Here is a 22,786-nt window from a genome sequence, read left to right as displayed (position 1 = left end):
TTTCCTATTGCCAAAGGCTATCTTTACACAAAATTTTACCCGAGTAAATGATCATTTCGTACAAATGGCTGCAGCAGTACTTGCCCGAGGCATTGCCTGTTGCAGAACTGAGCCGGATTTTGACATCCATAGGTCTGGAAGTAGAAGCTGTAGAAACTGTAGAAGCTGTAAAAGGAAGCCTGGAAGGGCTGGTGATCGGTGAAGTGCTGACCTGTGAAAGACACCCGAACGCTGATAAACTGAGTGTTACAACTGTAAATGTGGGCAAAGAAGCCCCGCTGAATATTGTATGCGGTGCGCCAAATGTAGCTGCCGGACAAAAAGTAGTGGTGGCAACGGTTGGTACTACTGTTTATCCCACTGAAGGCGAACCATTTCTCATCAAAAAAGCAAAGATTCGCGGTGCGGATAGCGAAGGTATGATCTGTGCAGAAGACGAAATTGGCCTGGGTAAAAGTCATGCCGGCATTCTGATATTGCCGCCCGATACGCCTGTTGGTCTGCTGGCAAAAACATATTTTAACATTCCGGAACCGGATTTTGCAGTTCATATAGGCCTCACGCCAAATCGCTCCGATGCGATGAGTCATATCGGTGTGGCGCGTGACATTTGTGCGTACTTAACCCACCATCGCGGTGTGAAAGTAAGTCCGAAGCAACCGGAAATCGTTTTGCCTGCTTCTTCGGGAAGTATGAAAATGGGTGTTTTTGTAGAAGCAGCGGAAGCCTGTCCGCGTTATATGGGCATTTGCATCGATAACGTAAAAGTGGGCGAGTCGCCGGAATGGCTGAAACAATATCTGAATACGATTGAAGTTCGTTCGATCAATAACGTAGTGGACATTACCAATTATGTGCTGCATGAATTTGGTCAGCCGCTGCATGCTTTCGACGCCGATAAAATTGCCGGAAACGAAGTGCATGTGCGCTTTTTAGCCGACGGCAGCAAATTCATTACGCTTGATGATAAAGAACGTACACTGCAAGGGCACGATCTGATGATCTGCGATGCTGAAAAAGGGATGTGTATCGCTGGTGTATTCGGCGGCGCCAATAGCGGTGTTTCCGAAGCTACTACGCGTATTTTCCTCGAATCTGCATATTTCCACCCAACGTTTATTCGTCGTACTTCACTGCATCACGGCCTGCGTACAGACGCGGCTACTCATTTTGAGAAAGGTGTGGATAGCAATAACTTATTGCCTGCTTTGCAACGTGCAGCTGCAATGATTGCGGAAATTGCGGGTGGTAAAATTGCTTCTGATGTGATCGACGTATATCCACGCGCTTTAGAGCCGGTGCATGTTTCGTTCACTTACGAATATATTAATAAGGTTTGCGGTAAAGACTATTCTGCTGCAACGATCAAAGAAATCTTGCTGGCGCTGAATTTCGTGATAGAGAAAGAAGACGCAGCTGGTTTGACTGTGCTCGTGCCTTCCAACAAAACAGATGTACTGCAACCTGCAGACATCGCTGAAGAAGTGCTGCGCATCGATGGTTTGGACAATGTAGCCATTCCGGAACGTTTGAATATTTCCCTGACTAAAGCATTGCCAAATGATCGCAAGCAACGTGAGAAGATCGCGGATGAGCTTTGTGGTCTGGGTTTCCAGGAAATCGTTACCAACTCGATCGTCAATAGCAAATACTATCCGGAACGTACAGACCTGGTGCGCATGCTCAACAGTCTCAGCAATGAGCTGGATGTAATGCGTCCTGCGATGCTGGAAAGTGGTCTGGAAGTGATTTCCTATAACGTGAACCGTAAGAATTCTGATCTGCTGTTGTTTGAACTGGGTAAGACTTACAGCAAATCCGAAGAGAAATACGATGAGCAAATGGTGCTGGCTATCTGGGCAACGGGTAATATGCAAACAGCTCAGTGGAATCAGAAATCGCTTGCTTCGGATATCTTTTATCTGAAAGGTGTGATCCAGACTTTGCTTTCGCAAAACGGGGTTAAATCAGCTCAGCTTTCTTATGAAGAACTGAACGGTAGTCTGACTGCTATCTGGAAATGGAAAAATCAGGTATTGGTTACCATTTCGGAAGTGACGGCAAAACGCCTGCACGAGTTTGATATTAAACAAACGGTTTACTACGCAGAGATCAACTGGACTTTGTGGGTGACTGCGGCGGCGGCTAATAAAATCGTTTATACCGAAGTGCCGAAATTCCCGGCGGTACAGCGTGATCTGGCGATTGTACTCGACAAGGCGGTTACTTATAATGAGGTGAAGAAAATTACCGAACAGCAGAAAATTGCTTTCCTTCAGTCATTCGATCTGTTTGACGTTTTCGAAAGTGAAAAACTCGGTGCTGGTAAAAAATCTTACGCTTTAAGTTACACCTTCCAGCTTCAGGACCGCACACTGACCGATATAGAAATCGAAACAGTGATGAAAGACCTGATGCAGGCTTATAAAAATAAATTACAAGCTCAAATCCGTGAATAATGCAGGAATTGCAATTGCTCCGTGACAAGCTGGATATGTTGATGAAAAAATACTCACTCCTTCAGACGGAAAATGCCCGTCTGAAGGAAACAGTTAAAGTGCAATTGCAGACCATCGATATTCAGAACGCAAGACTGGCCACACAAGAAGAACAAATTCAACTGATGCAGTTCGGACAGGTAATCACTGCGCCAGAAGAGCGCGCAATGGTGCGCCAGCAGCTTGATACGGTTATTGGCTCTATTGATCAAATACTGAATGCACTGAATGACTAAGAAAGACAGAAGCCTTTTTACAGGAGTCATTATGTTATTGCTTACGTTGGGACTGGTTGCCTGCGAAACGCAGCGTGATCCCTGCCTGACGCCCACTACTGTGTATGTACGTGCGGGCGCATATCGTTTTGCCGATACTGGAACGGCTGTATTAGATACCTTCCTTTTAAATCCGATTCTCGGACCGGCAGATTCGCCTCAGAAAGGTTATTCCGCGGGGCAAAATGTAAATAAGTTTTATAATGAAATTACGCTCAATCCGACGGTAGACAGCTGCAGCTGGTATTTCGTGCCGGATTCCGCTTATCTGGATCGCCGGGATACAATTACGTTTTATTATTACCGCCAGCTTAAGTTTATTTCCAATGCCTGTGGTTATACGTACTACTATAGTATCAACAACGTTAAATCAACCAGACATGGTTTTGCCGACAATATTCATGCTATCGATTCGGTAGTGCTCAGTAGCGGAACTATTAACGGAAACGCAAACATCGAGAACCTGAAAATCTATATCCACAAAAATTCTTAATGCTTTCGTTTAAAAAAATATTCTTTTTCTTCCTGTTGCTGTTGATTCCGGCAATGGACCTGTTTGCGCAGCAGCAACCTGCAAATACTGCGGCTGCAGACACTACGACGCATCGCAGAAAAGCACCGAAATTTGATTTGCCGCATCAGCTTCGTTTTGGTGTCGATGTTTCACGTCCGATTCAGAATCTGGTTTATGATAATCGCAGGAGCTATGAGTTTCAGGCGGATTATTATATCGGAAATGAGGTGTATGCAGCTGTTGAAGGCGGCTGGGGTAGCGCTAAAGTGCCTTACGATGATTTGAATTATACCAGTACCAATTCATTTTTCAGAGTAGGCGTCGATAAATGTATGCTGCAGAGGCTTACCGGCAAAGACTGGGATATGGCGTTTATTGGTGCGCGTTATGGTGTTGCATTCATTCAGCGCAGCGATGCCACTTATACAACGGAGGATCCAATGTGGGGCATGACTTCTGGCTCGGTGCCCGGGAAAAGCCTGATGGCGCACTGGATGGAAATCACAGGTGGCGTACGGGTAGAATTGCTGCAGCATTGGTTTCTGGGTTGGAATATACGCGGCAAATTTCTCCTCAATCAAGGTGCGCTCAAAGAATTGCCGCCAGCATATATCGCAGGTTACGGTAAAGGCGATAAAAACACCATCTTCGATTTTAACTTTTATGTGAGTTACGCGATTCGCTGGAAAAAAAAGCCGAAAGCTTAATATTGTCCAACGAGCGTTTTGCAATATCGCGAATAGTTTTTGCGCTTTAGGCTTTGCGTTACCGTGCCGTTATAAGAAAACTTTTAGGTTTTGACTTTTGAATTTAAATAATCCCCGTCGTTGCTGCTGCTTTATGGAGCATGGCCTCAATTTCTTTCTCCCGTTTTTGCAATTGCAGGCGCATTGGCGCGAATGTCCATTTGGTGCGCAGCTTACTTAGCCGGTCTTTGGGCGGAAGGAAGACAACGCGTTTTAACAGGCTCCACGCCACGAAATGACGGAATGTACGAGATAGTTTCACAAAGTAAATAACTGTAGATCCATCGCATTTATCCAGTATCTGCTGTAATTCATTCAGGTCAATTAAAGATGAAATGCAGAGTGCCGTACCATAACGTGCATTAAAATACTGACCCAGATTCTGGCCTTTTTGCCATACACTGTTGCTGATTATACGACTCGCGCGATCTCTCGGCGAAAGCTCTTCTGGTAAAGTAAAATGCTGATCTGGGATATAGCGGATGTCCCATTCTTTTTTAGAAAGCGCATCGTAAATTGTCCAGACATTGTTCTTGTAATAATTGAGCATTTCCCGCAGGTAATCATCATTCAGCCATTGCTGTTTTACAGCAGCTTCAAACGAAGCGTAGAAATATACATGCGAAGCATAAGGTTCAAATAATTCCGGTACACGCACCACCAGATCGCGGTTCCGGGCATACACTTTCCAAACAATACGACGCACATCGTCGCCCGTTTCAAAATCTTTATAGTTGAAAAAATCTCCCTGCACACGACGCAATTGATCGATGCGCACATCTGTTGTTTCTGTCTTCTTCGGAAATACGTCCTGCTCCTGTTCTTCCTGTAAAGTTGGTGGCTGATAAAATTGTCCGCTAACCGGCTGCTGAATAGCCAGGGAGAAGATATGGAGCATGTCTTCGAAATAAACGAAGCCACCTTTCAGTTGATATTCCTTGATGTCGGGTAATTGCATGCGGCTTTTACCTGAAATGGCCACACGCTTCATGCTGTTTTCCTTTCTTTTGTTAGAAAGCAGTGCGAATTTATCGGTCAGCAATAAATCATCGTAGAATAAACGACCATTTACAAACCCGAGTATCGGCCGGAAAGCACCTTCCAGCGAAGCTTCCATATACAACCGATTTTGTTTGCCCTTTTTACTTTCATTGGTAAATGCTACCTGCAAACGTTTGCTGTGTTTTTGCTGCAGCCATTTATAATAAATCCAGGAAATAATTGTACTTAAGATAGATACGCCTACAAATACCAACAGGAACCAGAACGCCATCTTAGCCATCAGCAAAACGATCTGACGGAATGAATCAGTATCTTCTTCTAATTTCTTGGGAGCAGGCCTGTAGAGCAAATGCCAGGCAATGTAGAATGCCGCTGCATAAAGCAGTGTATTCAATGTAAAAGGGATGTATTGAAAATAGTAACGGAGTTTTCTGATGATTTGTTTACGATCCATGCAGCATGTCTTATCTGCCGATAAAATTAGCAGAAAATGAAAATAAGGAAATACCTGTCAAGCTGGTGTTAAAGGTAAAAAATTGGTTAATTGGTCAACGGGGTAAATGGGTAAAGGGTTAATGTGGGCAATGTGTTTTAATGTAATGAATGTGTTTTTGTGGGTCAAACGTGAAATATCAAACGTCAATGGTGTTATGACCGATTGTGAATGCGGAATGAGTGCTTTGCGTCTTTGTCTCTTACGTTGCGAGGTTTGAGTTTATCCCGCCGGCGGAAAGCAATCTGCGGGAAACTTATTTGTGAGCGTTGTGGCGTTGCGAGAAAAACAAAAAATTGCTGTTTGAGATGGTAGTGCAGTGCCTGTAAGCGCGGCTGTCGGGAAACATGATCAATACCATGCGATTTTGATGGAGTTGGTCGAGCAAGTGGTGCGCAAATCTCCACGTGCCGCAGCATTAAATGATCTTGATTTGATGATGTATGCTTTTGAAGATTATCAAATCGTTTTATCTCATTCTATTCCTGCAAAACGAATCGTGAAAGTGCTCCCACAAGGCGATGCATTCGGCAGAATTATTAAATCAAGAAAGCAGCAAAGATTGAAATACGGAATTAGTTGGGATTAGTACCAATTATTTCGTGACGCCTCTCTTTTGTACCAATGAAAAGTAGGAATCAATGCGAGTATTAAATGCGAAATCAGATCACCACTTCGCCCTACGAGACTCATCGTGATGATCCTGTTTTTTATACACGCTATGTGAAACCCGCAATGGACCACACTCGCGAGTGTCATCCCGATGACGAGGAACGGGAAGTGGGGATCTGATTTCGCGAAGGAACAATTACATAAAGCAAAAATCCCGCCTGAAAAATTCAAACGGGATTTAGAATATTGTGGACAATCTCAAATATTCAATCAAAAATTACCAATAACTAAATTCGCCCTGCTTCGTAGCCAACTTGTTTAAAGTAGTCCACATCGCGTGCGAGGCTTTTTTTGTTCAGCTGCAATTTAATTTTCGCAGAAATACCTTTAATAGGTGAGAGTACAAAAATACCCATCAACAGCAGACGTTTAAACATCGTCACACGACCGGCACGGTTCGGATCTCCAGGGCCGCCTTTTTCGCGGATGAATTTCGCCCAGTAACGGAAGTTTTTAATCCCTTGTTGTTCCAGCAAAACCAGTCCCGGATTCAGCTCAACCGCGCCATCGCCGAGAATGGTGCTTTGCAGTTGGTCCAGTTTGTTTTGTTGTAAGGCTTCCAGAATCGGCTTGCCAAAACGGTGTGCCGCTTTGATGTCTGCATCTTGCACACCAGCCGGTGGCAGATATTTAGAGCGTTCCTTCTGACCTTTAAACTGCCAACGGATGATTGTAAGCAACGAAGTCAGATTCGGATTTTTATCAACCAGCACAATATTGCCCACGAGATTCGCGCCAATATTGAAGAGGTCTTCCTTCACTTTTTCCTGCCCGTGCAGCCACATATTGCGACAGCCAACAACCGTGATCACTGGTTTTCCTTTCAGCAGTTTCTTTGCATCTTCACTTTTCAGAAAAGACGTAGTAGGCTGTGACGGATTCAAAAACCAAGGCTGGTAGCCGATAATTACGAGATCGTATTGCTGTTGGAAAATGTTCTGTGGCAGCGGTTTCAGCGAAACAGGAATCCGCTCAACGGTTTCCGGCATCGCATCAAAAAAAGTATAGGCCTTCCATGGAAACGGAAACGGTTTTTCTGGTTCAATGACGCCATAGTCCAGTGTTACATCATCCTTGATATCGTTGGTGATATTATCAAGAATCTGGCGCAACTGACCGGATTGCGAATAGTAAAGTACGAGAATGCGTGGTTTCATGAGTAGATTTAAACGGCGATTAAACTACCGTTAAGTATAAGTAAGCATAAGAAAAACGAGCACTTTCCGGAGCCATTACGAGCAGACGGTCACCTTTTTTCAGGCGGCCGCTGTGAAATAGTTCTTCCAGCATCAGGAACGGAGACGCACTGCCTACGTTGCCTACTTGTGGCAGGTTGTAAAACCATTTCTCGTACGGAATATTCATACCGATACGTTCGTGGTGTTCAAAGATCTGCTTTTTGAAAAATTCGCTCGACATATGCGGCAGATAGTAGTCTACCATATCCACAGTCAGACCGTGTTTTTCCATCAGTTCTGCCAGATAAACGCCACCTTTCGGAACAATGTTTTCACCGAGCAAACGAGTGTCTTGTTTCAGTGCAAACACGCTGTTCTTCGTCCATTCCGGTACATCCATATCATTCCAGCCAGTGATAGAACCATCTTCATTTTTTACAGAACCGGCATACATACAAGTCTCCAGTTCGTTAGCGAAAGAAGTAGTTTCAATCCATTCCAGCTTTAAAGAAATACCTTCTTCATTTGGTGTTGGCTGTAGTAAAGCTGCACCAGCACCATCGCTCAGCATCCAGCGAAGAAAATCTTTTTCAAATGCGATATAAGGATTTGCCTCGAGTTGCATCAGGTTTTCCACCTCTGGTTGAAAACGGTCAGCAGTCAGCCAGCTTGAAAAACGTTCAGAACCCACACTTACAGCCACATCTGCCTCGCCGCTGCGAATAGCCATGAATGCATATTTGAGCCCCTGCATACTGCTGCAGCAGGCGCCGCTTGCAGAGATCAGTTCCAGGCGCTGATTGATGCCCAGTTGACCATGAATAGCTGCTGCGTGCGATGGTAAAATTTGTTCAGGAGAAGTAGTGCCGGCAGTGAGGACCTGCAGTTTGCTGATCGGGAGCTTTTCATCAAACAGTTGTTTGATTGCAATCGATGCAAGTTCCGCGTTACTGTGCGTACGTTTGCCATTTTTTAATGCGTAAAAACGACGCTTGATGCCATTGTTGCGCAATACAATTGCCCGTGCTTTTGAAGGTTTGTCACCAACCATTCCAAGTACTCCTTCCATTTCGTCATTTCCAATCGGCTCATTGGGTAAAAATTTCGATACCCTTGTAATATAAACGGATCTCACAGTCTGAATTTGAATTTGAATTTGTAAAAGTAGCGATAAAGAGCGTTTCCCGCAAAGATGTGTAACGCCATAGCGGTATCGAAAAATAAACATTTTTTTCGTTTTTGCTTTTTCATGCGAATAAAATTTTTTGCTTAGTGCCGCAATGGCGTAGTTTCTTGACGGAATATCTTCTAACGTGCTTTATTGGAAATAGGTATACATTAGTATGTTGTTTTATTTTTTGGCATTCTTTTTGTTGTGGCCTTGTTAATACTAAACCAGGCTTCTATGATAAAATGTCAAACTGTATTTATGCAAATACGTAATTGCGGGAAACAGAGATTACGCTTTCTTATCCTTATCTGCACGCTGATACTTTTGTTTTTTGAGAAACCGCAAATGGCATCGGCGCAGCCTCCACAGGCGCCCAGAGGATCGTTCTATGATTATTATGCGTATTTGTTCCCGTTACTTACGACTACTTCGGGTGCAGACACCGCAAGTACTGCGGTAGTTGCCCTTTCTTATGTGACGCCTGATAGCTTCTTAAAAGCAGCGACGGGCTTCTTCATCAACACGTATAGGTCTGATAAGAAAAAGTGCTTCTGTACATCGGCGCATTTCATAAATAATTATTTTTCCGGAACGCCTTCTATTGGCGGTAAAGTCAGTCTTGAGAGCTATTTTAAATATTGGGGTCGTCCGGCTCCTTTTAATATCATTTACAATGAGAATTTATCGTCCTATTCAGCGACATTGCCAGCCGAGTTGGTCGCATATCAATTTTCTCAGGATAATGACGGAACAGCAGATATCGCTTTATTGCTAGTAGATGAAGATTTTTTGCCTATTCAAAATTTTAGTACACTCGGATATTCTTTTGAAAATTCTTTTACCATAAACGATCGTTTTTTCGCTGTTGGTCATCCTCACAAGCTGGCGCAGCGAATCATAGATTCTGTTAAGTACGCATTTCATGATATGTTCCGGGATAACTACTACATGTTGTCGTTAGATTCAAGACAAAATACATCGACCGGCGCTTCAGGAGGTCCTATATTAAAGAAAACGTCGTCGGGCGCGTATGTTACTGGTGCATTGAAAGGGCTTCGTACTTATTCTCAGATACCTGATGCTGTTGTAGCGCTAACAGATCCCGGAAAGAAGTTGCTTTACTCGGGGAGCATCGAAGTAAGTAGCATGTCGGTAATTATGGATGAAATCAAGGCTAATTGCTGGAAGAGCAGAACAGAACAAGATTTGCTGGCTAGCGGGGATTATAAAAAATCGATAAAAGAGGACAATTCTGTATTGTTTAGCGATCATTATGGTGCGGATAAGGCTATAGCTGGTACTTCTGGAATTCAGTCGCAGCGAAATGCAGCTTATACAACCAGCAATCCGGGTATCTCTTTGGTTACTGGTAAATCGATAGCGATAACTGGAATTGTAGATCCGGGCGTAGAAGCAAACCTCGCGACGATTTACGTAGTCTCGCCGGAAGTGAATCTCAATGATGCATTTTCCTATACTTCGGCAACGGGTAAAGAATTGGATGTAAATTCAATGGTATTGGAACCAGCTACAACGCAGGCTGCGCAGAGAAGAACGGGTACTATAGCAAATGAATCGCTGGTGCCTGGAGTAAAAGAAAATGGGGTAGTGGTTGTTTATCCCAACCCAACAAGTGGTTTCGTTAATATCGTTGGTCTCCCGAAGAGTGAAATGCCTTATAATGTACAGGTCTATAATGCCGCAGGCTTATTAGTCAGAAATGAATCTCATATGGAGGAAGCTTGTAGGATTAATTTGTCTGATTTGCCGGAAGGTTCTTATCTGGTGTTCGTAACACAACAGGGTAAAGAATTGTTGCGCGAAAAGCTAATAAAGCATGGTATGAACTAGCAAGAACACAAAGAAGGCGACCGATTCTTTCAGTCGCCTTCTTTCTTGTAAAATGAATTATTGCTCATTAATTGCATTTGCATCTATATTACTGATGCCGTAATAATACATTCCGTTTCGGCCGGGATAAAAACCGGCGATCTGGATATTGTTGGTTTGGTTGAGAATTTGCGCAATATCGCTGACCGTTTTTATGTCGCGATCATTTACGGCAGTAACTACAAAACCTTTTTGAATTTGTGTACTTCGAGCCAATGTGCCATTACCCGGGTCCGTTACCATTACTCCGCCGTTTACGCCATATTTTTTCATTTCATCATTGGCTAACTGGCGAAAGCTGGCGCCCAGTAATTTCATACTGCCACTTTCATTTTTGATGACGCCGGTAGTGCCGCGCATATTTTTAAGTTCTACTGTCGAAGTTGCAGTTTTTCCACTACGCAGGTAGCTCACGCTGATATTGTCGCCCGGTTTGTAACGGGCAATTTGTTCCAGCAGTTCTGGTTCTGTACGAACAGTAACACCATTTACCTGTGTGATAAAATCACCTTTCTGAATACCTGCTTTTGCGGCGCCGCCGTTCGCAATTACATCGGCTACATAGACGCCTTCCGTTTTATCGATACCGAGGCTGGAAAGTTGCTCTGGTGAGATGTTGCGGCGATCAAGGTATTGAATGCCAAGATAGCCACGCTGCACAGAGCCATATTTCATCAGATCGTTTGTTACTTTATGGACAATATTTGCAGGAATCGCGTAAGAGTAGCCAGCATAGCTTCCTGTAGGCGAGGCGATCGCGGAGTTGATACCAATTAGCTGCCCGCTTGTATTAACCAGTGCGCCACCGCTGTTGCCCGGATTTACCGCGGCGTCCGTTTGGATAAACGACTCAATGGCGTTGGATGCCTGCGTGCGATTGATGCCAATAGAGCGGCTCTTCGCACTGACAATACCCGCGGTCACTGTAGCGTCGAGTGACAATGGATAACCGACAGCCAGCACCCATTGGCCAAGATGTACATCATCGGAATTGCCGAATTCCATATAAGGCAGATTTTTTTCTTCCACCTTTAACAGGGCAATATCAGTAGAAGGATCCGTAGCGATCACTTTTGCGGTAGAGGTGTAACGATCATTAAATGTTACCGTCACCTGATCTGCACCAGAAACGACGTGGTTATTGGTGACAATATATCCGTCGGGGGAAATGATCACGCCCGAACCCGAACCGATCTGTGGCGGCAGTAGATATTCCCTTCGACCAAACAAGTTGCCGAACATGTCGCTGCCAAATGGATCTTCCGCTACGACCGCTCGTGCTTTTGTCGCTGTTTTAATATGCACGACCGCTTTTACCGAACTCTCGGCTGCATTCTGGAAATCTACCTGAGTAGCGCCCGCTCGGCTGGAATTGTCGAAACTGGTGTAGTTAACGGGGAGCTGTGCCTGCTTTTCGCCGGCAATAAATGGCATGTGGTTCTGAAATTTCGCTGCAACGAATAATGTTAATAGTGATGTGAGTGCAGCTGTGATAATAACCGGGAAGAATCTGGATTTCATAGCTGAAATGAAATTTTAATTGTTTACCAAATATACTTGCGATGCCCTGAAGAAATTTGTTAAAAAGCGTTGTCTGTCAGCTATTATAAAGTTAAAACTTATGCCGATAAATTGTAGGTTATACGTTATAAGTTATGGCTATGAGTTGTGGGGGATGAGTTATACGTTAAAGCAGTTAAACGTGGAGTGCTTGTCAATTATCAATGGTCAACTGTCCATTCTCTGCTGGTAGTTGTCAACTGTTTGTTGCCGATTGATTGTCAGTACATATTTGGATATACTATGAATATGAAATGTGGGTTAACGTTTTTTTATTATTATTTTAGAATGAATGGTTCACCGTATTTTTACATTATCATTTTTAATCCATACCTTTGCCCACCGTTTTAAAACAAAATAATAATTATAACAATGGCAGACTTACGCTTACAGCGCAACTTTGGTATTGCGGCGCACATCGATGCCGGTAAAACCACTACTACTGAACGTATCCTTTACTACACTGGTGTAAACCACAAAATTGGTGAAGTACACGAGGGTGGTGCTACAATGGACTGGATGGCTCAGGAGCAAGAGCGTGGTATCACGATCACTTCTGCCGCAACAACCTGTTTTTGGAACTTCCCTACAATCCAGGGTAACCCGACTGCAGATTCTAAAAAATACAAATTCAACATCATCGATACTCCGGGTCACGTTGACTTTACTGTAGAAGTAGAGCGTTCTATGCGTGTACTGGATGGTCTGGTTGCTTTGTTCTCAGCTGTAGATGGCGTTGAGCCTCAGTCTGAAACAGTATGGCGTCAGGCAAACCGTTACCGTGTACCACGTATCGGTTTCGTAAACAAAATGGACCGTATCGGTGCAGACTTCCTGATGGTAGTTCAGCAGGTACGTGACATGCTGGGTGCAAAATCAGTTCCACTGCAGCTGCCTATCGGTGCTGAAGACAACTTCAAAGGTGTAGTTGATCTGATCACCATGAAAGCAATCGTATGGGATGACGCAACTCAGGGTATGACTTACACTGAAGGTGAAATTCCAGCTGACATGGTTGCTGAAGCTAACGAATGGCGTGCAGCGCTCGTAGAAGCAGTAGCTGAATACGACGACCAACTGATGGAGAAATTCTTCGAAGATCCGAACAGCATCTCTGAAGATGAAATCCACGAAGCAGTTCGTAAAGCAACAATCGACCTGAGCATTATCCCAATGCTGTGTGGTTCTTCTTACAAAAACAAAGGCGTGCAGAAAATGTTGGATTGTGTAATCCGCTACCTGCCTAGCCCTGTAGATATCGAAGCGATCCAAGGTACTGATCCTGATACTGGTGCTGAAATCATCCGTAAACCAGATGCAAAAGAACCATTTGCTGCCCTGGCGTTCAAGATCATGACTGATCCTTTCGTAGGTCGTCTGGCGTTCTTCCGCGCTTACTCTGGTCACCTCGATGCAGGTTCTTACGTTCTGAACGTACGTTCTGGCAAAAACGAGCGTATCAGCCGTATCATGCAGATGCACGCAAACAAACAGAACCCGATTGATTTCATCGAAGCTGGTGATATCGGTGCGGCTGTAGGTTTCAAAGACATCAAAACTGGTGATACTCTTTGCGACGAAAAACACCCGATCGTTCTGGAAAACATGTTTATCCCAGAACCGGTAATCTCTATCGCTGTTGAGCCTAAAACTCAGGCTGACGTTGATAAAATGGGTATGGCTATCGCTAAACTCGTTGAAGAAGATCCAACACTCCGCGTTAAAACTGACGAAGACACCGGCCAAACAATCCTGTCTGGTATGGGTGAGCTCCACCTCGAAATCATCGTTGACCGTATGCGTCGCGAGTTCAAGGTAGAAGTAAACCAGGGTGCTCCTCAGGTTGCTTATAAAGAAGCATTCACGATGATGATCCAACACCGTGAAGTGTTCAAAAAACAATCTGGTGGTCGTGGTAAATTCGCCGACATCATGTTCGAAATCGGCCCTGCTGACGAAGCTTTCCTTGCAGAAGGTAAAGGTAACTTCCAGTTTATCAATGATATCTTCGGTGGTTCTATTCCAAAAGAATTCATCGGACCTATCCAGAAAGGTTTTGAAGCTTCAATGACTACTGGTCCTCTGGCTGGTTTCCCTGTAGAACATATGCGTGTGCGTATCTTCGACGGTTCATTCCACGCAGTTGACTCTGATGGTATGTCATTCGAACTTTGTGCTAAATCTGGTTTCCGTGAAGCTGGTCGCAAGGCTAAGCCACAGATCCTGGAACCAATCATGAAAGTAGAAGTTATCACTCCGGACCAATACATGGGTGACGTTACAGGTGATCTGAACCGTCGTCGTGCAATGCTGGAAGGTATGGATACTCGTAACAATGCACAGGTGATCAAAGCTAAAGTTCCGCTGAGCGAAATGTTTGGTTATGTAACACAACTCCGTTCACTGTCTTCAGGCCGTGCATCTTCTACAATGGAATTCAGCCACTACGCTGCAGCTCCACGTAACGTAGAGGAAGAAGTAATCGCAAAAACAAAAGGTAAAGTAAACGCCTAATTAAGGTTTCAATATTTGAAAAGCCGGTTCCGAAAGGACCGGCTTTTTTATTGGGCCTCCTCTAACTCCTCCAGAGGAGGAGAATTTCCAGCGAGTGTTTGCTCGGGGTTTGAAAAGGTTTCTCGTTGAACAGCACAGTTTTGTGTTTTAGGGGTTGTTGCAAGGAGGAAGAATGACGACGTCGCAATCTGGTTTCGCGTTTGCATCATGGCAAAAAACACGTAGCGGGAAGCCCATAGTAAGACTGAAGATGAACGGAGCGTCGCAACTATGTTTAACCGGAGCTGTGATGTTGGTGTAAACCGTGAATCCTAATTGAATTAATTGCGAATGAGCACTTATAACTCAAAACCTATAACTTATAACTTGTGATATAAGTTTTAGCTATCCTTCCATTAAACAGATTAGCTTTGTCAATCAAATAATCGATTTAACTTTGCTAACGCTGTTAGGAAAAAAGGAGACGATATGGGAATTGCAGAAAGAAGAATACGACAAAAGGAAGAGGTGAGGGCCGCGATTTTAGATGCGGCATGGGACCTGATCACTGCAGAAGGTGTCCATTCACTTTCTATTCGTAAAATTGCTGATGCTATTGAATATAGTGTTCCGGTGATCTACGACCATTTTGAAAATAAGGATGCAATCCTGCTCGAATTTACCCGTAAGGGCTTTGTGATATTGAGAACGGATCTGGAAGCTGCTAAATCACAGTGTGAAACAGCAGCAGATCAACTGAGGGAAATGGCCGTAAAGTATTGGGAATTTGCGTTTAATAACCGCGAATACTACCAGTTGATGTACGGATTGGGTATGCCATCTTGTGATACAGTGAAAAAAGTTCCGGAACTGCAGGCTTATTCGGGTTTGGTGATTTCTACAATTCAGGACGCAATCCTGGCGGGTAAAAATCCTGGGACGAATGCATTCTTGAAGTTTCATACTTACTGGTCGATTATGCATGGGCTGATTTCCATCAATATGATGGGCAATGTGAACTCATCAGAAGAGATGAACAGAATGGTGCTGGATGATGCGATTTCGGGATTCATCTCGTCTTTGGCGTAGACGTCGACGGTTAATAGGTTGAAACGTTAAAAGGTTAATACGTCGTTGTGTAAAACCTTCATAAAAGATAATAATAAGAATGGCGATGAGCCATTTTTTTAGAACAAATAAATTAACACTGTTAGCTTTTGTAATGGTGTCTTGAAAAGTTGGTAAGTTAATACGTTAATAGGTTGGAATGGTTCTTGATTTATGGTGAACGGATTTCAACTCATCAAAAATTAAACAATAAAAATTCTTCAAAAACAAAAACAAAACACATGGATTTCTTACAAGCATTGAACTGGCGTTATGCCACCAAACGCATGAACGGTGAAGCTGTTCCTCAGGAAAAAGTAGACAGAATCGTTGAAGCTGCCCGTTTGTCGGCGTCTTCAATGGGTTTGCAACCTTATTCTATTATTGTGGTAGAGAATCCTGAATTGAGAGAAAAAATCAAATCCGTTGCTTTCAATCAGCCTCAGATTACAGAGAGCTCGCACTTGCTGATTTTTGCAGCATGGACTGAAATCAACGAAAGTCATATCCAGGACTATATCGACAATATCATAGAAACACGCGGTGTTCCGGCGGAAACGCTGAACGATTTCAAAAACACAATGCTTCGTGTTACGGATCGTGCGCAGGATGTAAACCACCAGTGGGCTGCACGTCAGGCGTACATTGCATTTGGTACAGCTATTGCCGCTGCTGCGGTTGAAAAAGTAGACGCTACTCCAATGGAAGGTTTTAATAGTGATGAGCTGGATGCACTGTTAGGTTTGAAAGAAAAAGGTCTGAAAAGCGTGACATTGCTGCCTTTAGGCTATCGTAACGAAGAAGCTGATTTCCTTGCGAATGCGGCTAAAGTGCGCCGTGCTTCTGATAAATTGGTGATTTCGCTGAACTAAGTTGAAAGGTTAATAGATTAAAACATTGATACGGTTGTAGATTGATAACACGAAAATGCCCCCAACATTGTTGAGGGCATTTTTTATTGTACTTGCTCAATTTCGCCAATCTGTATCAAGTGTGTGACGAATAGATTGATGTCGTTTGTACTGATCATTTTACCGTTGCGCAACATGATCCGTCGTGCATAATCTGACATAAACTGATTGATGCTGTCAGCCGGCATTGCAGAAAGTTTGTTCATTTGCTTTACCAGTTCCCACGAATCTTCTGCCATGATTCGTGATTTCGTGTTCTTAATAATGTACGTAGCCATTTCGTAGTTTATATAATAATGAATTGCTACGTTTCAAATGGGAAGATTACAATGAATATATGTTCTGGGGAAACTGACATAAAATTAAAATGAAAATATGAATCTTCCAACTATGTCAATAGGTTAAAGAGTTAAAATGTTAATAAGTTTTTTTGGGTGTGTAAAATGGTTAATTGGTTAAAGTGTCAAAGGGTTAAATCGGTCGTTGTTTGACTGATTTAACCTTTTATCCAATTACCTTTTTAACTGTTTATTTTTTGACGGATTAACCCTTTAACTTTTGCCGAATTGACTTTTATTGAATTTGAACGAGCAGACCAGATGGATATTTAACCTGTTCCAGATAAAGTCCGTGCCCCGTAACACTAAAATCTGCCTTGGTGCAATCCTGCGCCTCAATGATTTTGCGGAAACCGTCGACGTCAAAACGACCGCGGCCAGCTTGCAATTGTGTACCAACCAGGCCCCGCACCATACCGCGTAAAAAACGGTTGGCTTCTACCACAAAATGCAATTCATTACCATGATCTTCCCAATGCGCGTCCATGATGTTGCAGATAAAGGTTTTGGTTTGTGTATTGCGTTTGGAGAATGTTTCGAAATTGCTGTATTCTTTGAGTGCGGCTGCTGTTTGATCCAGTACATTTTTATCTAGACGATAAGGATGATATAAGGCTCTTTCGTGTAGAAACGGATTTTTCTTTCCGTAAATGCGATAACGGTACTGACGGCTGGTAGCAGCAAAACGCGCATTGGTTTCGGGATCCAGCGCTTCGTAAATGGCTTTTATACTAATGGCATCCTGCAGAATGGCGTTCATTTTATAAAGCAACTGCGGATTTAATGCTCCGTCATTATCGAAATGATAAAAATTGCTCAGCGCGTGTACGCCTTCATCGGTGCGGCTGGCGCCAAATGTTTCTACAGGACGGCGCATCAGTGTGGCCAATGCTTTATTGACCGCTAACTGAACCGTTGGAATATCGCCCTGCAGCTGCGAGCCGTGAAAGGCCGTACCATTGTACATTACTTCTAAAAAATACCGCTTCATAAAAATCTTGCCTGATAATACCGGCGACGATGCTCCGTTTTTTATGCGGATTAATGCCTATTTTGGCACTGTTTTTCGTCGTTCCGGCAGGTTTTTAAATTGCCGGTGCAAATAAATAGAATTTTCAGGAGTTAATTTCATGTGTGGTATTTGTGGTTTTGTCCGGTTTCAGGAACCAGCAGACGCTTCGGTATTGGAAAAAATGACTTTCGCGATCCGCCATCGTGGCCCGGATGATGAAGGCTATATGTTGCTGGATAGCTCGGACCAACTGGGACATTTTCACGGAACTGATTCTATTGCCGCGGTAAAAAATGAGACCAAATCCATTGCCGCAGGCGGGAAAACAAAATTGGGCTTCGGCTTTCGGAGACTTTCCATTGTTGATCTTTCTGCAGCCGGTCACCAACCGATGTTTTCCGAAGACGGATCACATGTTTTAACTTTCAACGGCGAAATTTACAACTACAAAGAACTGCGCAAGGAATTGCAATCTGCCGGTTTCCATTTTCGTACCGAAAGTGATTCTGAAGTCATTTTACATGGCTATAGGCGTTGGGGAAATTCGCTCCCCAAATACCTGAATGGCATGTTTGCATTTGCGATTTATGATGCAAAGCAAAAGTCTGTATTCCTGGTTCGTGACAGAGTAGGGATTAAACCTTTTTTCTACCATCGCGATGAAAAAGGGCTTACCTGGTCCTCCGAAATTAAGGCCATTTTGCAGGCGCCCTGGGTAAAAAGAAGTATTAATTTTCAGGGATTAGCCAGCAATTTTTTATATCAGTCGTCTGCTCCGCCTGAAACCTGTTTTGAAAATATTCATTCCATTCCGCCAGGTTGCTGGATGAGGATCGATATGCGGTCGGGAAGGGTAGAAGAGCAATGCTATTGGCAGATTCCGGTTGGTGGCGAGCGATTGAAGATTTCGAAAGAAGATGCAGTTGCAGCACTTGACGCCCGGTTGCAAAAAATTGTGCAAATGCAAATGCAGGCAGATGTACCTGTGACTTCGTTGATGAGTGGTGGTATTGATTCTACAACATTGACAGCGCTTTGTTCCAAACAGCATCCCGATTTTCATAGTTATTCGCTGGGATTTGACGGCACAGGAAAAGGTATGGATGAATTGCCGCAGGCGATTGCGATGGCGAAAAAGCTGAACATCGTTCATCATGTTCACATCATCAAGCCAGAAGAAATCATCGGTAATCTCGAAGCTTCGCTGCAGCACTACGAAGAGCCGTACGTGAGTCTGGAACCTGGTTTAGCGGCATCGGATTATTTGCACAAAGAAGGCTATAAGGTTGTGATAAATGGATTAGGAGGTGATGAGGTTTTTGGCGGCTACAATTATTACCTGAATTATAGAGAATGGGAACGCCGGAAAAAAATCTTTCCTATTCGTAAATTTTTGCCTTCGGTTGGTGAATTTCTGACGAAGGCAATCGACTACATGAGCACCGATACAGTGTTGAAATATTTCACGCACGCAAGACTGGGTATGCGTTACAGTGAGATTGCACGGATGTTGAAAGGAAAAGCTGATGTTGCGAAACTTCTACCGTTTGATGCCGCGGTTGAAAATTTGTCCGTTCCGGAAGCATTGTTTTATTATGATCTGAAATATTACATCGGTGCGCACCATGTCTATCGTGATGATCTTACGGGAATGGCGCACAGCCTGGAAATGCGTTATCCGTTGCTTGATCATGAATTGATTGAATGGGTGGCTAAACTGCCTTTGCATATCCGTTACAACGGTGAAACAAACAAACCATTGCTGCGCGAAGTAGCTTCAAAATACATTACTACGGAAAATCTTTCGATGCCGAAGAAGGGCTTTGAACTGCCGTTACAACAGTGGCTGCAGCAGAATTCCGTTATTGAAGATTTTGCCCGAAAGAAAATAGATCAGCTGAAACAACGCGGTATCCTTGATCTTTCTGATGCCGATAAATGGTGGGCGCGTAAAAGTGAAAGTATTTACTTCTCGAAGATCTGGCAGCTTGTCACAACGGAAGTATGGCTGGAAAAATACCTCTAGGCCTCCTCTAACTCCTCTGAAGGAGGAGAACTCTCTGTGTGATTTGTCATGCAGAGCGGAGTCGAAGCAGCTCACGGCGGTACAAAGGCACGGCGCTATGTTTTTACGGAATTATTTAATACCCGTGTTTGTCACTTCGACTAATTATTCGGTGCCCACAATCAAAAGACAATACCACCTTGATTTAGCAATAGTCCTTCAAATCTGGCTTCGAACCATCATGCTCCTACTTTTTTTATGCCAAAAAAAGTAGGCAAAAAAGGGCAGTCTAAGCCAGATCACTCCGTGGCTTAGACGGTCGCTCGATGGAGCTTCATTGCTACTGTGCTGCCAAACTAAGAGCCTTGAAATTGAACTCAATTTTAAATGTGTCATTGGCGCGTAGGAGAGGTCTCACCTAATAAAGTGTGCACAAAACATCTTTGCGCCTCCGTGAGCGCTGCGAGAAAGGACGAGAACTCCCAGCGCGATTTGCTTCACGTTAAGGCGCAAAATTTTTCTCACGGAGACACAAAGGCACGACGTTCAGTTTACTCGGGTTTGTCACCTCGACGGAGGAGTAGTCTCGCGTAATAATGGGTACACCAAAACATCTTTGTGCCTCCGTGAGCGCTGCGAGAGAAAGCTACCCCTTCCGTAACAGTCTTTTTCCCAGCAACCAAAACGATCCCGCCAAAATCAAAAAGAAAATGCCCTTGTGCATCGTGTTCCAGAAGTATTCGAAATAGCGGGTGTAGAGATTGAGCAGCAGAAAGAAGATTCCGAAGTCGCGAGTGTTTTCGTCTTTGTATTTGATGCCGAAGAAAAATGCTACGAATCCAACGATGGCGAATGCGATGGCGTAGATGAGTACATGCGTCTGACGAACTTGTTCCCATGCATCGAAATGTGTGAAGTTGCCAAAGATCGACATACCCCACATGGCGGTGAAAAATGTGATGAGTCCGAAGAGATAAGTGATGCGTTGTGTAAATTGTAATCGCGCAATGCTTTTTTGCAGCCAGGAAATCCCCAATAGCAATAATCCAAAGACTACAAACCGCACCGGGTAATTCATCCCTAAGAATGCATTGTCTTGTCCCTGCCAGGTGGTGAACGCACCAAACCAGCCGCAGAAGGAAAGCAGGGCAGCCGTCCACAGCGCAATGGAACGAAAAGCGGTACTAAGTATAAACAATAATGTTGTTGCCAATAGCAAAACAAAAGTGTAGTGCGCGACGCCGGTATAATCTTTACAGAAATAAACGAGGGCTGTAAGTGAACCGAGTGCACCAACGATCATAAAGACTTCGTAAGTGAATTCGTGCAGCAGGTGGCGTTTTTTACGCACATAATAAAACCAGACGATGGTCAATGCAGAAACAGCAAATGCAATGGTGAGGTTGCTGAGCGAGAAATATTTTTTGATGGTTTCCAGTAGCTTGTCGTCAATGAAAATGGAGCTGAATGCAAGCAGCATGGAGGAAACGGCGATGATAAAAAAGTATCGTGCGATCTGCTGACGGTCATTGTTCTTTATTTCTAAAGTTTGTTCCAGGTCTGTTTTTTGTTCAACAGATAACTTGCCCGTCCGTTGCCATTCTTCCAGTGCCTTAATTACGGTTTTCCTTTCCTGATCGTCCAGTTGCATGCGGTTAACTTGTGTGACTAAGATAAAAAAACTATTCGAGCCTGAAGCTAACCGGGATGGCCACGACAGCTTTTACCGGTTTGCCTTGATATAACGCAGGTTGCCAGGGCGGCATTCCTTTTACAACACGCGCTGCTTCGCTGTCGCATCCGCCGCCAATGCCACGGAGTACCGCGATCTGTTCTATTTGTCCGGTTTCATTGACGACCGCTCTCGTAATAACAGTTCCTTCGATACCGTGCTCTCTTGCATATTCCGGATAGCGGGTGTGATCCTGAATATAATTTTGAAACATAGCAGTATCTCCCCGAAAACTTGCTGCGCGTGTAATTTTGGTTGATGCGTTATGCTTTTGAGCAAAGGCCGGAATGCAGCAAAAAGAAATTAATAATGTTGAAATTATTTTCATCGCTATTAATGTTTTTCTTTTTTGAGGTTTAGTTGATTCAGTTTGCGAAAGTTTGACGGACCTGGTTCGGAGATTACCGCCCCTTGAATCATCATCCTTTCATCAGATGGTCGCACATATCGAATGGTTGTCACTGGCATTTTCACAACCAGATATTGATAAAGACGGAGGCTAATTATATTGCTGCCCGATGTAGTCAATTTTTCGTCCGGAATAAAATGTTCCAGGTTATTTTGATCAAACGAAAGGAAAGCGCCATTTAGTTGCGCAACGGAAACCTTTAACGAGAAATTTCCTTTATGGTCGGTTGTGGTTGTATTTAATTTTTTTGTTGAGTCATTATTTAAATAAACCTTTCTGCCAACAATCGGCTTTTGGGTTTCAAAATCCAGCAGTACACCTTTTATCGTAATAATTCCCGTAACTGGTTTTGGAGTGCTTTGAGTGGTGTGCGCTGTTTTCTTTTGGGCTCTCGCATCCGAAACAAACATTTGCAATAGCAAAAATGCCGCAGCCATTTTTCCGGAGCTATACCTTTTATATAAGGAGGGCTTCTGAAGTAAAACAATTGGCCGGGAAAGCTGATTTTCGAGAAAACGGCCGCAGAGTTCCCCTTTTTGCCGTGAAATTATTGTAACTAATTCTTCGTCTGATAATTGCGAAAAATCGATCACCGTCTTCGCACATTTCTGGCAAAAACGACCTTTTTCGTCGGGTGTCATTTCGTTCCAGTTTTCGCTGCAAGGGTTTGGTATTGATAATTTTATATGGTCTACGGGAGATATCATAATTAAATATAACTATTGAGGGTTGATTGGTGTACCTTTACTGGCTAAAATTGACCGTAGGGTTACAATTGGA

At 43.7% G+C, this 22,786-nt stretch carries 19 protein-coding genes; 10 read left to right on the top strand and 9 right to left on the bottom strand.

Going from position 1 to position 22,786, the window contains the following annotated elements:
* Positions 1 to 47: 47 nt before the first annotated feature.
* Genes pheT through DN068_RS06990 form a run of 4 tightly spaced genes read left to right on the top strand, consistent with a single transcriptional unit; the run spans position 48 to position 3,994 of the window.
* A complete protein-coding gene (gene pheT / locus DN068_RS07005) occupies positions 48 to 2,459 on the top strand; it encodes a phenylalanine--tRNA ligase subunit beta (RefSeq protein WP_110998188.1) in 2,412 nt (803 codons plus the stop codon).
* Positions 2,459 to 2,734, top strand: coding sequence for a hypothetical protein (locus tag DN068_RS07000; RefSeq protein WP_110998187.1), 276 nt, complete (start codon positions 2,459 to 2,461; stop codon positions 2,732 to 2,734). The genes pheT and DN068_RS07000 overlap by 1 nt, the downstream gene beginning before the upstream one ends.
* A complete protein-coding gene (locus DN068_RS06995; RefSeq protein ID WP_123985265.1) occupies positions 2,727 to 3,266 on the top strand; it encodes a DUF6452 family protein in 540 nt (179 codons plus the stop codon). The genes DN068_RS07000 and DN068_RS06995 overlap by 8 nt, the downstream gene beginning before the upstream one ends.
* Positions 3,266 to 3,994, top strand: coding sequence for a DUF6048 family protein (locus tag DN068_RS06990; RefSeq protein ID WP_110998185.1), 729 nt, complete (start codon positions 3,266 to 3,268; stop codon positions 3,992 to 3,994). Before DN068_RS06995 ends, DN068_RS06990 begins: the two co-directional genes overlap by 1 nt.
* A gap of 103 nt (positions 3,995 to 4,097) precedes the next feature.
* Here DN068_RS06990 and DN068_RS06985 read toward each other — a convergent pair whose 3' ends face one another.
* Positions 4,098 to 5,489 carry a DUF58 domain-containing protein gene (locus DN068_RS06985; protein ID WP_110998184.1) on the bottom strand — a complete coding sequence of 464 codons (1,392 nt, stop codon included), beginning with the start codon at positions 5,487 to 5,489 and terminating at the stop codon, positions 4,098 to 4,100.
* A gap of 358 nt (positions 5,490 to 5,847) precedes the next feature.
* Here DN068_RS06985 and DN068_RS06980 point away from each other — a divergent pair, with 358 nt between their 5' ends.
* Positions 5,848 to 6,117, top strand: a complete 270-nt coding sequence (locus tag DN068_RS06980) for a hypothetical protein (protein WP_110998183.1) — start codon at positions 5,848 to 5,850, stop codon at positions 6,115 to 6,117.
* Between the two features lie 310 nt (positions 6,118 to 6,427).
* Here the strand turns inward: DN068_RS06980 and DN068_RS06975 are convergent, their stop codons facing one another.
* Positions 6,428 to 7,357: a hypothetical protein gene (locus DN068_RS06975; RefSeq protein ID WP_110998182.1), complete on the bottom strand. Its 930-nt coding sequence runs from the start codon at positions 7,355 to 7,357 to the stop codon at positions 6,428 to 6,430.
* Between the two features lie 19 nt (positions 7,358 to 7,376).
* Positions 7,377 to 8,513, bottom strand: a complete 1,137-nt coding sequence (locus DN068_RS06970) for a beta-ketoacyl-ACP synthase III (RefSeq protein WP_110998181.1) — start codon at positions 8,511 to 8,513, stop codon at positions 7,377 to 7,379.
* Between the two features lie 294 nt (positions 8,514 to 8,807).
* Between DN068_RS06970 and DN068_RS06965 the strand changes: the two genes are divergently transcribed.
* A complete protein-coding gene (locus DN068_RS06965) occupies positions 8,808 to 10,400 on the top strand; it encodes a T9SS type A sorting domain-containing protein (RefSeq protein WP_165836307.1) in 1,593 nt (530 codons plus the stop codon).
* A gap of 57 nt (positions 10,401 to 10,457) precedes the next feature.
* Here the strand turns inward: DN068_RS06965 and DN068_RS06960 are convergent, their stop codons facing one another.
* Positions 10,458 to 11,960: a trypsin-like peptidase domain-containing protein gene (locus DN068_RS06960; protein ID WP_110998179.1), complete on the bottom strand. Its 1,503-nt coding sequence runs from the start codon at positions 11,958 to 11,960 to the stop codon at positions 10,458 to 10,460.
* Between the two features lie 411 nt (positions 11,961 to 12,371).
* On the opposite strand from DN068_RS06960, the gene fusA reads away from it, so the two are divergent.
* The 3 genes from fusA to DN068_RS06945 all read left to right on the top strand — a co-directional run bounded on the left by fusA (position 12,372) and on the right by DN068_RS06945 (position 16,471).
* Entirely contained in the window at positions 12,372 to 14,513 is a 2,142-nt protein-coding gene (gene fusA, locus DN068_RS06955) for an elongation factor G (RefSeq protein WP_110998178.1), read from the top strand.
* A gap of 468 nt (positions 14,514 to 14,981) precedes the next feature.
* Positions 14,982 to 15,581, top strand: coding sequence for a TetR/AcrR family transcriptional regulator (locus tag DN068_RS06950; RefSeq protein WP_110998177.1), 600 nt, complete (start codon positions 14,982 to 14,984; stop codon positions 15,579 to 15,581).
* A gap of 260 nt (positions 15,582 to 15,841) precedes the next feature.
* Complete coding sequence (locus DN068_RS06945; protein ID WP_110998212.1) at positions 15,842 to 16,471, top strand: nitroreductase family protein; 630 nt, start codon at positions 15,842 to 15,844, stop codon at positions 16,469 to 16,471.
* A gap of 83 nt (positions 16,472 to 16,554) precedes the next feature.
* Here the strand turns inward: DN068_RS06945 and DN068_RS06940 are convergent, their stop codons facing one another.
* Positions 16,555 to 16,749 (bottom strand): hypothetical protein, encoded by a 195-nt coding sequence (locus DN068_RS06940; RefSeq protein WP_123985264.1) that lies wholly within the window; start codon positions 16,747 to 16,749, stop codon positions 16,555 to 16,557.
* A 334-nt stretch (positions 16,750 to 17,083) separates the two neighbouring features.
* Positions 17,084 to 17,839, bottom strand: coding sequence for a tRNA pseudouridine synthase A (locus DN068_RS06935; RefSeq protein WP_110998175.1), 756 nt, complete (start codon positions 17,837 to 17,839; stop codon positions 17,084 to 17,086).
* 139 nt (positions 17,840 to 17,978) lie between these two features.
* Between DN068_RS06935 and asnB the strand changes: the two genes are divergently transcribed.
* Complete coding sequence (gene asnB, locus DN068_RS06930; RefSeq protein WP_110998174.1) at positions 17,979 to 19,886, top strand: asparagine synthase (glutamine-hydrolyzing); 1,908 nt, start codon at positions 17,979 to 17,981, stop codon at positions 19,884 to 19,886.
* Positions 19,887 to 20,511: 625 nt separating this feature from the next.
* Here asnB and DN068_RS06925 read toward each other — a convergent pair.
* From DN068_RS06925 to DN068_RS06915, 3 genes are read right to left on the bottom strand one after another with little or no spacing between them, the layout of a single operon-like run.
* Positions 20,512 to 21,516, bottom strand: a complete 1,005-nt coding sequence (locus DN068_RS06925) for a hypothetical protein (protein WP_110998173.1) — start codon at positions 21,514 to 21,516, stop codon at positions 20,512 to 20,514.
* Between the two features lie 31 nt (positions 21,517 to 21,547).
* Positions 21,548 to 21,925, bottom strand: coding sequence for an energy transducer TonB (locus tag DN068_RS06920; protein ID WP_110998172.1), 378 nt, complete (start codon positions 21,923 to 21,925; stop codon positions 21,548 to 21,550).
* A gap of 5 nt (positions 21,926 to 21,930) precedes the next feature.
* Positions 21,931 to 22,647 (bottom strand): carboxypeptidase-like regulatory domain-containing protein, encoded by a 717-nt coding sequence (locus tag DN068_RS06915; RefSeq protein WP_110998171.1) that lies wholly within the window; start codon positions 22,645 to 22,647, stop codon positions 21,931 to 21,933.
* Between the last annotated feature and the right edge of the window lie 139 nt (positions 22,648 to 22,786).

The organism is Taibaiella soli, from assembly GCF_003236175.1.
In the GTDB taxonomy this organism is placed as follows: Bacteria; Bacteroidota; Bacteroidia; order Chitinophagales; family Chitinophagaceae; genus QKTW01.
This window is presented reverse-complemented; position numbering and strand designations above follow the sequence as displayed.